The sequence below is a fragment of the Mucilaginibacter mali genome, from assembly GCF_013283875.1.
GTDB classification, from domain to species: Bacteria; Bacteroidota; Bacteroidia; order Sphingobacteriales; family Sphingobacteriaceae; genus Mucilaginibacter; species Mucilaginibacter mali.
Genome location: NZ_CP054139.1, coordinates 3,350,092 through 3,364,793 on the forward strand (window position 1 = coordinate 3,350,092; position 14,702 = coordinate 3,364,793).

The 14,702-nt window shown below is 46.3% G+C and carries 16 protein-coding genes; 5 read left to right on the plus strand and 11 right to left on the minus strand.

Annotation, left to right across the window (positions count from 1 at the left end):
* Window positions 1-2 precede the first annotated feature (2 nt).
* From hemJ to hemA, 11 genes are all read right to left on the minus strand, one after another.
* Window positions 3-557, minus strand: coding sequence for a protoporphyrinogen oxidase HemJ (gene hemJ, locus HQ865_RS13930; RefSeq protein WP_173415471.1), 555 nt, complete (start codon window positions 555-557; stop codon window positions 3-5).
* Window positions 558-668: 111 nt separating this feature from the next.
* Window positions 669-1,694: a uroporphyrinogen decarboxylase gene (gene hemE / locus HQ865_RS13935; protein WP_173415472.1), complete on the minus strand. Its 1,026-nt coding sequence runs from the start codon at window positions 1,692-1,694 to the stop codon at window positions 669-671.
* 87 nt (window positions 1,695-1,781) lie between these two features.
* Complete coding sequence (locus tag HQ865_RS13940; protein ID WP_173415473.1) at window positions 1,782-2,306, minus strand: tetratricopeptide repeat protein; 525 nt, start codon at window positions 2,304-2,306, stop codon at window positions 1,782-1,784.
* Complete coding sequence (locus tag HQ865_RS13945) at window positions 2,306-3,013, minus strand: response regulator transcription factor (protein ID WP_173417811.1); 708 nt, start codon at window positions 3,011-3,013, stop codon at window positions 2,306-2,308. Before HQ865_RS13945 ends, HQ865_RS13940 begins: the two co-directional genes overlap by 1 nt.
* A gap of 158 nt (window positions 3,014-3,171) precedes the next feature.
* Window positions 3,172-4,041 (minus strand): sensor histidine kinase, encoded by an 870-nt coding sequence (locus tag HQ865_RS13950; protein WP_173415474.1) that lies wholly within the window; start codon window positions 4,039-4,041, stop codon window positions 3,172-3,174.
* Window positions 4,042-4,107: 66 nt separating this feature from the next.
* Window positions 4,108-5,445, minus strand: coding sequence for a glutamate-1-semialdehyde 2,1-aminomutase (gene hemL, locus HQ865_RS13955; RefSeq protein ID WP_173415475.1), 1,338 nt, complete (start codon window positions 5,443-5,445; stop codon window positions 4,108-4,110).
* 100 nt (window positions 5,446-5,545) lie between these two features.
* Window positions 5,546-6,517: a porphobilinogen synthase gene (hemB, locus tag HQ865_RS13960; RefSeq protein ID WP_173415476.1), complete on the minus strand. Its 972-nt coding sequence runs from the start codon at window positions 6,515-6,517 to the stop codon at window positions 5,546-5,548.
* A 71-nt stretch (window positions 6,518-6,588) separates the two neighbouring features.
* Complete coding sequence (gene hemC, locus HQ865_RS13965) at window positions 6,589-8,175, minus strand: hydroxymethylbilane synthase (RefSeq protein WP_173415477.1); 1,587 nt, start codon at window positions 8,173-8,175, stop codon at window positions 6,589-6,591.
* A 137-nt stretch (window positions 8,176-8,312) separates the two neighbouring features.
* Window positions 8,313-8,780, minus strand: coding sequence for a hypothetical protein (locus HQ865_RS13970; protein WP_173415478.1), 468 nt, complete (start codon window positions 8,778-8,780; stop codon window positions 8,313-8,315).
* A 220-nt stretch (window positions 8,781-9,000) separates the two neighbouring features.
* A complete protein-coding gene (locus HQ865_RS13975; protein WP_173415479.1) occupies window positions 9,001-9,873 on the minus strand; it encodes a hypothetical protein in 873 nt (290 codons plus the stop codon).
* Window positions 9,874-10,001: 128 nt separating this feature from the next.
* Entirely contained in the window at window positions 10,002-11,225 is a 1,224-nt protein-coding gene (gene hemA / locus HQ865_RS13980) for a glutamyl-tRNA reductase (RefSeq protein WP_173415480.1), read from the minus strand.
* 171 nt (window positions 11,226-11,396) lie between these two features.
* On the opposite strand from hemA, the gene HQ865_RS13985 reads away from it, so the two are divergent.
* The 5 genes from HQ865_RS13985 (at window position 11,397) to HQ865_RS14005 (ending at window position 14,700) form a co-directional block, all read left to right on the plus strand.
* Window positions 11,397-11,768 carry a DoxX family protein gene (locus tag HQ865_RS13985; protein ID WP_173415481.1) on the plus strand — a complete coding sequence of 124 codons (372 nt, stop codon included), beginning with the start codon at window positions 11,397-11,399 and terminating at the stop codon, window positions 11,766-11,768.
* Window positions 11,769-11,844: 76 nt separating this feature from the next.
* Window positions 11,845-12,297 (plus strand): RDD family protein, encoded by a 453-nt coding sequence (locus HQ865_RS13990; RefSeq protein ID WP_173415482.1) that lies wholly within the window; start codon window positions 11,845-11,847, stop codon window positions 12,295-12,297.
* Between the two features lie 5 nt (window positions 12,298-12,302).
* Window positions 12,303-13,133 carry an alpha/beta hydrolase family protein gene (locus tag HQ865_RS13995; protein WP_173415483.1) on the plus strand — a complete coding sequence of 277 codons (831 nt, stop codon included), beginning with the start codon at window positions 12,303-12,305 and terminating at the stop codon, window positions 13,131-13,133.
* An 85-nt stretch (window positions 13,134-13,218) separates the two neighbouring features.
* Window positions 13,219-14,220 carry an MBL fold metallo-hydrolase gene (locus HQ865_RS14000; protein ID WP_173415484.1) on the plus strand — a complete coding sequence of 334 codons (1,002 nt, stop codon included), beginning with the start codon at window positions 13,219-13,221 and terminating at the stop codon, window positions 14,218-14,220.
* A gap of 162 nt (window positions 14,221-14,382) precedes the next feature.
* Window positions 14,383-14,700, plus strand: a complete 318-nt coding sequence (locus HQ865_RS14005) for a hypothetical protein (protein ID WP_173415485.1) — start codon at window positions 14,383-14,385, stop codon at window positions 14,698-14,700.
* Window positions 14,701-14,702: the final 2 nt, after the last annotated feature.

Genomic DNA, 14,702 nt, shown 5'->3' on the forward strand with positions numbered 1-14,702 from the left:
AGCTACTTCCCTTCCCTGAAACGCTTGTAAATCTTCACCGCCATCATGATAATGATGGAGAACAGAATAATCCCCACCACGCCGAAGATCCAGTTCAGCGCGCTTTTTACCACCACCAGGAAAACAATAGCGAAAAGGAAAATAGTAGCAAGTTCGTTCCAAAGGCGCAGTTGGGTTGATGTCCATTTAAAAACACCGCTGCGCATTTGCTTTATCTTGCCTTGACAGATGTGGTGATAGGCAATTAAGGCCACTACAAAGGTAAGTTTGATGTGCATCCAGCCCTCGTGCAGTAAGCCGGGCATCACATATAACATGGCCAACCCGGCCAGTATGGTAATGAACATGGATGGCACGGCAATCACGTTCCACAGCCGGCGTTCCATTACTTCAAACTGTTCCGAAAGTACCTTCCGCTCCAGGTCGGGTTTTTGTTGTGCTTCGGTATGATAGATAAAAAGCCTTACGATATAGAATAAGCCTGCCATCCAGCACACCACAAAAATGATGTGCAGGGCTTTAATGTATAGCAGGTATTCGGATAGGAAGGCTCTCATATATTCATTTAACTATGTCATTGCGAGCGATAGCATGGCAATCTCATCGCGTGTAAACCACCTAAGAGATTGCCGCGTCGCTGCGCTCCTCGCAATGACAAACTATTTTAATTAATATCTAAACTCCTTTATCACATCTACGGCGTATTTCACATTATCGAACGGAATATCGGGCATAATGCCATGGCCCAGGTTAAAGATGAAGCCATTCTCGCCGCGCATGCGTTCAAACAGGCGATGGATACGTTCTTTAATTACCTTTTTATCGGCATATAAAATATGTGGATCAAGGTTGCCCTGCACCGCTATGCCTTGCGGCAGGCGGTGTTTGATATCCAACAGGTCAACGTTCCAGTCTATCGATATCACATCGGGTTTAGCCTCGGCCATTAGCGGCGCGAATACCGAACTACCTTTGCAGAACGATATTACCGGGATATCCTTACGATCCAGTTGACTGATGATCTCGACAATGTAACGGTGCGAAAACTCTTTGTAATCGTCCCACGCCAGGGCCTGTGCCCAGCTATCAAATATTTGTATAGCGTTAACACCGGCTGCAATTTGCAGGTTCAGGTAACCGGCGGTTACTTTGGCTATTTTAGATAAAAGCTGGTGCGCCAGTTCGGGGTGGTTATGCATTAATAGCTTGGTCAGCTTAAAATCTTTCGAAGAGCCGCCTTCCACCAAATAACTCATTACCGTAAAAGGCGCGCCCGCAAAACCGATAAGCGGGATGCTGCCATTTAAACGCTGCTGTACCACTTTAATCGCATCGGCAACGTATTGCAGCTTATGTACTACTTCGGTATCCAAACGGTCAATATCGGCCTGGGTGCGTACCGGGTTGGCAAATTTAGGGCCTACACCGGCAGTAAAACTCAGGTCGCCGCCCATGGCTTCGCCTGTTACCAGGATGTCCGAAAAAAGGATAGCGGCATCGATACCCAGCAGGTCAACCGGCAGCATGGTTACATCGGCAGCAATTTCGGGCGTTTTGCACATCTCCAAAAACGAATACTTGTTCTTGATCTCCCAATATTCGGGCATAAAACGGCCGGCCTGGCGCATCATCCACACAGGTGGTCGTTCTGTTTTCTCTGAAAATGCGGCTTTAATAAATAATGAGTCTTTCATGTCTTTTTTAGATTCAGGACTTTGAGAATCAGGAGTCAAGACAATTTATCTTGATTCTTGGATCTTGTCGTCCTGCATCTCTTCTAATTATTTTCGTTTGTTTAATACTTCTTCAATTTGCGCAATTACGCTTTTCATTTTGGCGGTTACCTGCTCTTCCTTATCCTTTGCCAGTTGCAGGTAGGCTTGTGCCTTATCATATTTACCGTTGCGGATACTGATATTGGCCACGTGCACTAATGCGGCCACATGATCGTTCACGGTACGCAAAGGGTATTGGGCAGCCAACTCATAATGTTGTTCGGCTTCTTCAAAATCCTGCTTTTGCATGCAGATGCCGCCCAATATAAACTCATAAAACCCGCGTCGCTTTTTACTGAGCAACCGCGGGTTTTTAATTTGCCTCAGCAGGGCCTCGGCCGTATCGTAATTTTTTTTATGAAAATGTTTAGCGGCAAGGATAATTGGCCCTTCCTTAAAATACCCCCAAACCAATAAGCCAATAAATACAACTACTACGCCCACCAACTCGTACGTATGCTTGTAGGCAAATAACGCGCCCAGCACCAAAAACATCGCTATAACAAAAAGCCTTGCCTTATTAGTGAACATTAATGCTGATTATCGGTAAACTTATAACCTACGCCGCGGATTGAATGGAAATAAACCGGGTTTTTAGGATCGGGTTCGAAATACTTACGGAAAGTAAGGATAAAGTTATCGATAGTACGGGTTGACGGATAAACGTCGTAATTCCATACGGTTTCCAATATCTGCTCGCGCGATACGGCTTCGTTACGGCGCTCTATCAGCAGTTTCAGCAGCATGGTTTCTTTCTTGGTCAATGCGGTGATAGAACCGTCTTCGTTCACTAACTCAAACGAGTTAAAGTGAATGGTTTTTTCGCCGATCTTATAGCTGTTAAACTCTTTCAGGTCCTCGCCTTTCAGGCCGCGTTTTACCAGGTTGTTCACACGCAGGATCAATTCTTCCAGGTTAAAGGGTTTGGTCAGGTAATCATCAGCACCTTTTTTAAGGCCCGATATTTTATCCTCGTTGGTATTTTTAGCGGTAAGGAACATGATAGGCACCTCGGTGTTTTCAAGGCGGATGGTTTCTGCAACCACAAAGCCGTCAACCTCGGGCATCATCACATCAAGGATCACCAGGTTAAAGCGTTCCTCTTTAAATATTTGCAGGGCTTTTTTACCGTTATTGGCGGTTGATACTTTATAACCTTCCAATTCAAGGTTAAGTTTGATGGCCTCTAAAAGATGCTCTTCGTCTTCGGCCAGTAAAATTCTTTTTTTAGACATGATCATAAGATTTAAAGATCGAGTATGTTGTAAATTTACAGCTATAAGTCAAATTACGTTCCCCTGCACCTTATTCCTTTGTTTATTTACAGCCGTATGATAATTGGTTAAGTAAATATAAATTTAAATGACAATTTGTCTTGTTCTATGATACGCTACGGTCAAAACACCACCTCAAAAACACTTCCGGCCGGGCGGTTATCGCGCACGTGTATGGTAGCATCGTGCTTATCCAATACCATCTTTACAATATACAAACCTAATCCTGTGCCTTTAGTATTGCGGGTATCTTCGCTGCCTACGCGGTAAAAACGCTCGAAAATACGGCCTTTCTCGCTGTCGGCTATACCGATACCCCTGTCGGCCACCTGCAAATAAATATTATTATCCTTACGGAATAACTTAACGCCTACCTCTTCGCATGGTTTGGAATATTTAATGGCATTCTCCACCAAATTGGTAACTACCGATGACAGGGCGAACTTATCGCCGGTGATCTCTATCTTAGGTTCTATCTCGGCGTTGATCAGCTGTTGGTTAAAATCGCATTTATTGATCTGCAGGCGGTTCACCACGCTATCAACCAGTGCAGAAAGGCTAAAATTCTCCTTTGGGAAGGTGTACGATTGATTTTCGATCTTGGATGCCAGTAACATATTCTCTACCAGGTCATCCAGGCGTTCCACATCAAGCAGGCATTTATCAATAAAGCTCAGTATCTGCTGGCGCTCAAGCGTACTGCGCTTGTTGATGGTTTGCAGGTAGAGTTTGATGGAGGCCAGCGGCGATTTCAACTCGTGTGTAACCGATAGCAGGAAGTTCTTTTTCTGCTCGTGAAGACGGCGCTCTTTATTTACCGATTTATGCAGGCTCCACGCGCCCAGGGCAAATACCAATACAAACATCGAACCTTCGCCCAGCACCATGCCTATACGGGTAGGCTGCAGGATCACCAAACGATAGCCCCACCAAAACAGTTGGGCCAGCGCGTAGATAATGGTAGCGTAAAATATAATAAACGGCCTTTTCATAAACCCCTCCTAAATCCTCCCCGAAGGGAAGGACTTTTAAAATTGTTAAACTATCAGCTCTCCTGCTTATAAAGCCCTCTCCTTAGGAGAGGGTTGGGAGAGGTACACAATATCCAGGCTATCAAATATAGCTAATTTTGTTTTTTCCAGATCATCCATCGTATGGGCCGATGATATAAAACCAACCTCGTAGCCCGACGGACCTAAATATACCCCACGGTTCAACAATTCCCGGTGGAATATCTTAAAGTATGCCATGCTGGCTGCATCAATCTCATCGGCACGGCGGATATGCTCCTGACCGGTAAACGCGAACCAAAATATGGAACCTAACTGGAATATTTTCAAGGTATAACCCTTATCAGCCACATATTGCTGAATTGCCGATACAAAAGCTGTGGTTTTGCTTTCCAACTCCTGGTAAAAACCGGGCTTCAACAATTCGGTCAGTTGCGCGATACCAGCCCCCATAGCTACCGGGTTGCCTGATAATGTACCCGCCTGGTAAACCGGGCCAACTGGCGAGATATTGTCCATAATTGCTGCCGAAGCACCATAAGCGCCCACAGGCATACCGCCGCCGATGATCTTGCCATAAGTGATAATATCTGGCTGTATGCCATACAGACCCGCAGCACCTTCGAAACCCACCCGAAAGCCCGAGATCACCTCGTCGAAGATCAGCATTGTGCCATTTTGGCTGCATTGATCACGCAGGAATTGCAGGAAGTCCTGCTCCTGCAACAACAGACCGTTATTAGCCGGGATAGGCTCGATAATTATGGCCGCTATCTGATCTTTAAATTCCGCAAAGGCTTTTTGCAGGGCATCTTTATCATTAAGGGCGATAACGATGGTTTCATCAGCAAAAGACTTGGGTACACCTGCCGATGATGTTTCGCCAAAGGTAATCAGGCCAGAGCCTGCCTTAACCAGCAGCGCGTCGGTATGGCCATGGTAGCAACCCTCAAATTTTAGTATCTTATCGCGCTTGGTATAACCGCGGGCCAGCCTGATAGCCGACATTACGGCCTCGGTACCCGAACTTACAAAGCGGATCTTTTCGATGAATTTATTGTTGGTCAGTATCAACTCGGCCAGTTCGTTCTCTAAAGCGGTAGGTGCGCCGAACGACATGCCGTTCTGCATTACTTCGGTCACCTTTTCGCGCACGGCCGGATGGTTATGGCCCAGGATCAACGGGCCCCACGATCCGCAAAAGTCGATAAACTCGTTCCCATCAGCATCCCATATATGGCTGCCATTACCTTTTTGGATAAACAGCGGCGTGCCATAAACTGATTTAAATGCCCGCACCGGTGAGTTTACCCCACCCGGAAAAAACGTCTTTGCTTTCTCGTACAACTCGGCAGATTTGGTTCTGCTGATATCTTTTACTTGCATATTTTTAGCTTAAAGCTAAAAGCACAAGGCTTAAAGCTTTTGATCTTCTTATTTATAATTATTCTTTCGGCTTTCAGCCTTAAGCTTTTAGCTTTCCGCTTTAAAGCCACCCATTCTCCAACACTTCCTTAGCATGATACGTCAATATCGCCGTTGCACCTGCGCGGCGGATGCTGGTCAGTACCTCGGTTACCGCTCGTTGTTCATTCAGCCAACCGCGTTCTACGGCGGCTTTCAGCATGGCGTATTCGCCGCTTACATTGTAGGCGGCAACGGGTAATTCGGTATTATCTTTTAACAGTTTTATTACGTCTAAATAGGATAAGGCCGGCTTTACCATCAGGAAATCGGCGCCTTCAGCTTCATCCAGACCGGCTTCTATCAGGGCCTCGCGCTGGTTAGCAGGGTTCATCTGGTAGGTCTTCTTATCGCCAAATTTCGGTGCCGAATTAAGGGCATCCCTGAAAGGGCCATAAAAAGCGCTGGCATACTTAGCCGTGTACGACATGATGCTGACATTAGTAAACCCATTATCATCCAGCACATTGCGGATATAGCCAACGCGGCCGTCCATCATATCGCTCGGGGCGATGATATCGGCCCCCATCCGGGCCTGCGCTACGGCCATTTTGCCTAAAACTTCCAGCGTCTCATCGTTCAGGATTTGGCCGTTCTCTACGATACCATCATGCCCATCGCTGCTGTAGGGATCCATAGCTACGTCGGTAATCACGCAAGCTTCGGGGAAGCGTTGTTTCACATCGCGGATGGCGCGCAGGTACAGGCTTTCTTCGCGGTGACTTTCGGTAGCGTACTTATCTTTTAATTCTTCTGAGATATTCGGGAACAGGTCGAACGACTTCAAACCCAAATTCATGCAGCTTTCCACCTCGCGCAGCAGGTTATCAATGCTGTAGCGATAGATGCCCGGCATGGATGCCACTTCGGTTTTTTGGTTATTTCCTTCGATGATAAAAAGCGGAAAGATCAGGTTGGCGGCGGTAACATGAGTTTCCTGCACCATCTGGCGTATCACTTCGCTTTTACGGTTTCTTCTTGGTCGTTGTAGCATGAGCCCCCCATCCCCCTAAAGGGGGAGTTTGTGTGAAAATAAGTTTATAATGAGCCTTCCTCATTCCCCCTTCAGGGGGTTAGGGGGCTGCCAAACACCGCTTCCGCCAGCCCAACTTCATCGGGCGAGAATGGCAATGTGTATGTTAATCCTAATTCGGCCAGTTTGTTGCCGGTAGATTTGCCGATAGCGACCAGTTTTTGGTTCACATCCAGCAAGTTATCGGTAAAGTAAGCCTCAACGTTTGATGGACTGGTGAACACCAGGATCTCTGCGCCCGATGCTACCACTTCATCTACTAACACGGTTTCATAAACCGGCAGGTCGATGATCTTTGTTTCGGCCGACATGCTTTTTTGTATGCTGCGCATGGCGCTTTCCGAGCCCGGGAACAATACCGTATGCCCGTTGGCCAGTTTGGCAAATTCGGCACCTACTTCGGCCGTATCGCCGCTATCGCCTACGTAATCGGCAAAATGACCGTTACGGCGCAGCGCATCTTCCGACCCGGTACCCATCACCCCAAATTTTACCTTTTTAGGAAATTGCGGATTAAGGTTAAAGAAATATTCAACAGCATTCTTACTGGTGAAGAACAGCCAGTCGACATTTTTAAGAATATACGAATCGAATTTGGTGATCACCGGTACGGTGCGGATCAGCGAGCGGCCCTCTATCTCGATATCATGCTTCTCCAGCGCGCGGCGAAAATAGCTTTGCTCCGAAATATCGCGCGAAATAAATACCTTTTGCGGGAACTTGCGCTCCTTATCAAAGTATTTCAGTATGCGGTCTTCAATACCCGCAATATCATTGGTTTGCAGGTAAAGGCGATCAGGAAACTCATCGCCCTCATCGGCTTTTGATGTAAAAATCTGGTAACCATCCTCGTGCCTGCGGCAATAGCAGCCCAAAGGCAGGTGGCAGCCGCCGCCAAAGCTTTTCAGCACTTTGCGTTCAACCGATAGTTCCTCGGCTACTTCGGGGTGGTGTAAGGCTTGCAGGGCTGTAAATAGTTCAGTATCTACTTCGCGGATCTGAATGGCTAAAACGCCTTGCGCCGGGGCAGGTACAAATTCGGTCGGGGTTAATTCTTCAACATGGAACTCGCTCAAATCGATACCCAAACGGCTTACGCCGGCTTTGGCAATCATAATAGCATCGTAATTCTCGTCGCGCAGTTTGCCTATGCGGGTAGGTACGTTACCACGCAGGTCGTCTACCTCCAAATCGGGTCGCAGGGCCAGTAACTGGGCCTTGCGGCGGTTGGATGATGTACCCACCATACCGCCGAATTTTACGGATAATTTGTGCTTAACATCCACGCAATCTTTCAAGATCAGCAACAGTTCAGCCGGGTCTTCCCGTTCTGATACTGCTGCGATAATGAGTCCCGGCGGATTTTCTGTGGGCAGGTCTTTGTGCGAGTGTACCGCCAAATCAATAGTGCCTGCCAATAATTCTTCTTCCAGTTCTTTGGTGAAAAAGCCTTTGCCTTCCAGTTTATCGAAACTCAGGTTCAGGATGCGGTCGCCCTGTGTTTTAATGATTTTCAGTTCGGCAGTTACGTTGATAGCTGCCAGGCTGTCTTTAACAAAGTTGGCCTGCCATAAGGCCAGTTCGCTGCCGCGGGTTCCGATGATCAGTTTTCGTTCCAAAGAGTGTTTATTTGTGCAACGCTTAACACCTGTTGATGTTTGCTGCACAAATTTAGCTTTTTAGCTTAAGGTAGCGGAAATTTTATGAGAATGTGAGGTTGGGTTGACGGTAAATATTGAAAATCACTTCTGAAGCATCAATAAGTTGTTCCTTTTTTATAAGCATCTAACAAAACCATTAATTCTGTTGAGCCTATATTCAGATCTTTTACCCTGATCTTTTTCTTTCCAACCGATGACCTGTATACAAAATAGAAATCCCACCCTCTCCCTAATTTCCCGACAACTTTAGCTTCACTAACGTGCTGCCAATCAACAAATGGCAAGTTTGCCACCCTGATACCGGCTTCATTAATTATAATTTGCGGAGCGAAGGTTAAAAACACTTTCAAATTATACCCCATCAAAATAATTGCGCCTAAACAAAAAAGGCTCAATGGTATTAAACCAGATAATTCTTTTTCATAAAATAATCCAGGGATAGCACATATCAATATAATCGCCGGAATGATCGACCTATATATCGCATTCTGTTTAGAATAGTATATTAAAGTCTCGGCGGGAATGGGCTCGTTAAGGGTGATATATGGCGTGGTAAACTTCATTACATATACCTAAAGCTACGAAATTGTTATCATTTTTTTGAAGATCAGTGCCAGCATTTCATCGGTTACGACAGCCCCGCTCTACGTTACAAAGCCTCGCTTGCCCGGGCGCAAGCCATCACACGCTGCGGGTTTTCCACTGCGATCGGGTCTATTTATGAACAGGGCAGCACTCCGGCTACAGTACCGTCATCGAACATTTGCCGATGGTTTTTTAAATTTACGATGTCCTTGTCAGCCGGCGGCCGGTTTCGGTTAAATAATTATTCTTTTGGTATTTATAGATTTTACCGCTGCGTTGCCTGTACTTTATCAGCAATTGCGATAACTTGTCTACATTGGTATCCAAATCGTCTATCGGAAACTCCTCGCGCCCGCCGGGACAATCGTAAGCCAGCACTACTTTGGCATCCCTGCCCTCGCCTATCTGCTCAACGGTCTCGTTGCCTATCTCTTCCCATGTGTAAAATTCGGCAGCGGCGGTCTTTATACCTTCATCGTTAATAATGATCTGCGGGCTTTTATCAATAAAGGTTTTACGGGAAAAGAATGCGATAAGCGCGCCTGATATAAAAAAGAAACACACGGTTATCCATTCGCCGCGCACCAAAAAATAGATCCCTAACCCAAACCAGACCGCCAGGAATACCGCACCTATTAGTACCGAAACACGCGAGATGTATATCCTGGTCTCGTTAGTTGTAGTATGATCGGGTACAACAAGATCGTCAAGCTTAAATTTTTCTGCTATAATAGCCAGGCGCTGTTTATCCTCGCGGCTGTACCATTCCAGCTTTTCCCAAAAACCACCCTCGGGCGATAACAGGCCAATCTTGAGCGCACGCTGCTTTAACTCATGTACATTACGCACATTTTCAAAAGCCCATAAGCGCCAGCGCGTAATGGCAATGCTGCGATAGATAGCGATACTTAAAAACATTACAGGAAGCGCGAGTGTGGCCCACATATGGTGGTGCTGCCAATTCAACGCTATAAAACCGGCCAATATCAGCACCTGTATAAACATCAAAGGCCTGCTGATCATCATTTTGCCTTTGGCCAGTGCTTCGTCTACGGTAACGGTCTCGAACATTGCAGGATAGATTTATCCAGCCAATATAGTATTTTCGTGTAGTAATTTAAAAATTGGAATTGCAATATCAGCATGTGGGATGCTGAAACAAGTTCAGCATGACAGGAAGTAAAAAAGAGAGAAGATACTTACTGATTAATAAAGATCTCTTTAGCCATCACCATCGGTACGCTAATGTACTTCTTCTCCATGTAGTTCATCACCTTTTCCAGCACCAGGCGCGATTGCTCGTCCAGGCCCTGTATCTCATCGGCAAATACCGAGTTGACGGCGGTGTTGCGGATCTCCTTTATCTTTTCGGGCACCTGGCGCATCGCCAGTTCAATACGGCGCTGTTTAAGCTGTGGTAAAAAATCGGTAATGTTTTGGTCGATGATCTTTTCGGCATGCACCAGTTCCTGGTAACGCTCCTGTATGTTCTTCTGGGCGATCTCGTTCAGCGAGTGCACCTCGATAAAGTTTACCGGAAATTGCTCCAGTATCTCGGGCGCGGTATCGTTAGGAATAGCCAGATCGACGATTGTCTTTTTACCTTCCTCGCCATTCAGCAGGGTGTTGTAGATCTCGGGCGTAATAATAGGCTGTGTAGCCGATGTACAAGTTATGATCACATCGAAACCTTTTTTATAGGTTTTCAACGCTTCCAGGTCGTAAGCTTCGCCGTTTAGATCGGCAGCCAGTTCCTGCGCTTTCGACAGCGTACGGTTAAACACCGCGAAGTTGCTGAACTTATGTTTTTGCAGATACTTAGAAATATTGCGGTTAGTTTCGCCTGCGCCGATGATGATCACGCGGGCATTGGTGCACAACTTCAAATCGCGCAGCTTACGGTAAGCCAGCGATACTACCGAAATGGGATTTTTAGCGATATTGGTATGCGTATAAACCTCTTTAGCGGCTTTAACAGCGCAGCTCATTACCATGCGCAGGTAATCGCCGGTTAGGCCGGCCTCTCGGGCTGTTTCGTAAGCTTTGCGCACCTGGGCTAAAATTTCCTTTTCGCCAACCACCAAACTTTCTAAACTGCACGATGTGCGCAACAGGTGGCTCAGCGCTTCCTGATCTTCGTAAATGCAGGCTGCCTCTACAAAGTTACCCATGTGGTGCGGGCACAGGCCCATATCCAAAGCCTGGAAAAAATCGCCGGCAAAGGTTTTATCAACCGGCTGCTCGGTGGCCATTACAAAGGCTACGCGGTTACAGGTAGCCAGGTAGAAGATCTCGGGGATGTTAAATTGGTCTTTAACCTGCTGTAGTTTCGGTACCAGATTTTCCTGACAAATCACCAGCTTACCCAATTCCTTCAACTCGACTTGTTTGTGCGTAAAAGCTATAACCTTTAGATACTTCAAAGCAGTTTAAAATTTAACCCAACAAAAGTAACACGCCATATTTGCTGCAATGTCAAACCTTTGTCAAACGCATCAATTTAGAACGGTTATAAATTATTACGCAAAACATTTATATACAGTTGCTTACAATGAAAACAAAACCAAAAATTGACCATTTTCGTACATTAGTCAATGCATAAGCTTAAAAATGTTAGTATAGGGGTTCTCGTCTTAGGATATTTTGGTGCAGGCATTAATCATTTTGTTCACCCCGAGGGCTACATCCATATTATTCCAGCATACATCCCCTTTCCCAAATTAATGAATGTGCTGGCGGGTAGCTTCGAGGTGCTGTTCGCGCTGATGCTGACCTTTTCAAAAACCCGTACCATAGCCGTTTGGGGCATTATCCTGATGCTGGCTGCCTTTATGCCCGTACATATCCAAATGGTGATAGATGCGCCATTTATGCTGGGCAGCTTACATGTTACTAAATTGGGGGCATGGATAAGAGTGTTGTTGCAACCGGTGCTGATGGTTTGGGTTTGGTGGCATAGGAAATAGCTACAGGCTAAGATAAAGTAAGGCAAAAGATTATATTTGTCCATGCCATTGTTTTAAATACAGCCTATCCTACCAAATGAAAGTTTATCACATCAATTACCAAACAAACATCAAACGAAAGATCGCGGCTACGCTAATCGATTATGCCATTTACTTTATCTTCGCTTTTGTATACGTTTCGTATATGGGTACTGCAACTGAGGATGGGGGAAAGGCAGTTAACGGCCTGCCAGCCTTGCCTGTTTTTGCAGTATGGTTTTTATATTTTGTCGTGACAGAGGCTTATAACGGTTCAACGCCTGGTCATGATATTTGTGGATTGAAAGTAGTAAAGGAGAGTGGAGAAAATATTACATTTAAGGATGCGTTAAAAAGGCGGATACTGGATGTAGTTGACCTTGGTATATGGGGTATCCCTGCTATGATATGTATCAATAATACACCGAAATGCCAGCGCGTGGGCGATCTGTTTGCCCATACATTAGTAATTAGAAAGACCGATATCGTTGTTGAAGAAGTGGCATTTTAACGTATATGATCAGAAAAGAAACCTACACGCTAACCGGCTCTTCCGGCCGCTTAATGCTGGCCGACCTTACTTTTGACGATGCCAACCCACAAGGGCCGATGATCATCTTCGTACACGGTTTTAAGGGATTTAAAGATTGGGGCGCTTATAATTTGGTAGCCGAATACTTTGCCCGGCTGGGTTACCGCTTCCTGAAATTCAACTTCTCGCACAATGGCACCACGCCTGATAACCCGGTAGATTTTGCCGATATGATAGCCTTTAGCGAGAACACTTTCACAAAGGAACTGGATGACCTGGGCACCGTGATAGATTTTGCCTGCAACGGCAGCGCCATGCCCCGCGCGCAAAGCGTTTGCCTGATGGGACACAGCATGGGCGGCGGCATCAGTATTATTAAAGCGGCCGATGATAAGCGAGTTAACCGGTTAATTACCATGGCTTCTATTGGCGGCTTCCGTACCTTATGGTCGGCCGATGAGGAGCAGCAGTGGCGCATGCAGGGCATTAAATACTTCGAGAATCAGCGTCTGGGCATACAGATGCCGGTAAAGGCCAGTTTGCTCGACGACCTTGACCGTAACCCCGTGCGACTGAATATACTGGCCAAAGCCGCCGAACTTACCCAACCCTGGCTGATCGTGCACGGAGAAGAGGATGAAACCATCCCTGTACAGCAGGCTTACCAATTGCAAGCGGTACATCCAAACGCCGAATTGGTAATTGTTAAAAATGCCGATCATGTTTTCAATGTGCCGCATCCCTACCCGTCAAAAACATTAACCGTTGAGTTACAGGAATTTTGCGATGCAGCGGCCCGATTTTTGAGTAATTAGTTTGTAACAATAGTTTATTGCTAACAACATTTAGCTTAATTTGCATTACCCCTAAAGCAAACAAGCTGTACGCGCCGATATTATAATGACCTTAGCAGGATCCCGTAAAAAAGAAGGAAAATATATTAACCCCATACCCACCAGCGATGGCGGCCTGGGTAAATTGCTGCCCATATTAGTAGAATACGCCACCAACAAGGCCGAAAACATCCCTAAAAAAACATTAGGTCCGTTTAAAACCGATACGGCTATTTATAACACCCCGCCGGCAAGCGGTTTAAGGATAACCTGGGCCGGTCATTCGAGTTTGTTGATAGAGATTGATGGCAAACGCATCCTTACCGACCCGGTTTGGAGCCAGCGGGTATCGTTTTCGCAAAGTATTGGTCCCAAGCGTTTCTTTGCGCCGCCTATGGCCCTTACCGATCTGCCGCCGCTGGATGCCGTTATTGTTTCGCATGATCATTACGACCATTTGGACAAAGCTACCATGCAATTTTTTGCAGGTAAAACTATCCCTTTTTACTGTTCGCTTGGTGTAGGGCAGTACCTGGCCGATTTTGGTATAGTGAAAAATTATATTAACGAAATGGATTGGGGCGACAGCATGATGATAGGGCATGATTGTGTGCTGACGGCCACCCCTGCCCGGCATTTTTCGGGCCGCGGCATTGTAAACCGCAACACCACATTATGGTCATCGTTTGTAATTAAGGGCCCTAAACATAATATCTTCTTCGGGGCCGATTCGGGTTGGTTTGAAGGATTTAAGGACATAGGCGAAGCTTTCGGTCCGTTTGATCTAACCATGCTGGAGGTTGGCGCCTACGGGCAATACTGGCCGCAGATACACATGGGGCCTGATTATGCTACCGACGCGCACCTGGCCCTTAAAGGCAAGGTAATGATGCCCATACACTGGGGCACCTTTAACCTGGCACCGCATGCCTGGTACGAGCCGGCCGAACGTTTGCTAAAATATGCCAAACAGAAAGATATCACCCTGTTTATGCCCACGCCGGGCACGCCTGCCGAAGTTGAAGAAAAAGGTTTAAACACGAAATGGTGGAAGCCTTTTATGAGTTAGGCTCTTATTATTTACCTGCTGTCGCGATAGAATTCATCACCCAGTGATGAATTAATATAGACCAATGATTACAAAACATATTCCCTCCCCTGTTTATATTATATTGAATAACAGGTTGCCCGCCTATAAGTTTTGTATATTTAGCAATAAAATCAGTAAGCTATGGGACGCATTGTAATAGTTGCCTATAAACCCAAACCCGGCAAGGCCGAAGCTTTGAGGAAGTTAACAGACACCCATGTACCCCGCCTGCGCGAACAAGGCCTGGTGACCGGCCGCGATCCTATCCTGTTGGAAACAGCTGATGGTACGCTGATAGAAATATTCGAATGGCTATCGCCTGAGGCTATACAACAGGCGCATCGCAACGAAGAAGTGCATAAAATGTGGGCCGAATATGCAGAGGTTTGCGATTATGTGCCACTAAATGAGTTGCCGGAAACACATGGGCTGTTTGCGGAGTTTACGCCTTTGAGTTGAGA

Bases quoted from the DNA above. Each gene is read 5' to 3' on its own strand.
- HQ865_RS13985 (WP_173415481.1), top strand. From the start codon at position 11,397: ATGCATAAGCTTAAAAATGTTAGTATAGGGGTTCTCGTCTTAGGATAT.
- HQ865_RS13970 (WP_173415478.1), bottom strand. From the start codon at position 8,780: ATGAAGTTTACCACGCCATATATCACCCTTAACGAGCCCATTCCCGCC.
- HQ865_RS13950 (WP_173415474.1), bottom strand. From the start codon at position 4,041: ATGAAAAGGCCGTTTATTATATTTTACGCTACCATTATCTACGCGCTG.
- hemJ (WP_173415471.1), bottom strand. From the start codon at position 557: ATGAGAGCCTTCCTATCCGAATACCTGCTATACATTAAAGCCCTGCAC.
- HQ865_RS13995 (WP_173415483.1), top strand. From the start codon at position 12,303: ATGATCAGAAAAGAAACCTACACGCTAACCGGCTCTTCCGGCCGCTTA.
- HQ865_RS13940 (WP_173415473.1), bottom strand. From the start codon at position 2,306: ATGTTCACTAATAAGGCAAGGCTTTTTGTTATAGCGATGTTTTTGGTG.
- hemE (WP_173415472.1), bottom strand. From the start codon at position 1,694: ATGAAAGACTCATTATTTATTAAAGCCGCATTTTCAGAGAAAACAGAA.
- HQ865_RS14005 (WP_173415485.1), top strand. From the start codon at position 14,383: ATGGGACGCATTGTAATAGTTGCCTATAAACCCAAACCCGGCAAGGCC.
- hemL (WP_173415475.1), bottom strand. From the start codon at position 5,445: ATGCAAGTAAAAGATATCAGCAGAACCAAATCTGCCGAGTTGTACGAG.
- hemB (WP_173415476.1), bottom strand. From the start codon at position 6,517: ATGCTACAACGACCAAGAAGAAACCGTAAAAGCGAAGTGATACGCCAG.
- HQ865_RS13990 (WP_173415482.1), top strand. From the start codon at position 11,845: ATGAAAGTTTATCACATCAATTACCAAACAAACATCAAACGAAAGATC.
- HQ865_RS14000 (WP_173415484.1), top strand. From the start codon at position 13,219: ATGACCTTAGCAGGATCCCGTAAAAAAGAAGGAAAATATATTAACCCC.
- HQ865_RS13975 (WP_173415479.1), bottom strand. From the start codon at position 9,873: ATGTTCGAGACCGTTACCGTAGACGAAGCACTGGCCAAAGGCAAAATG.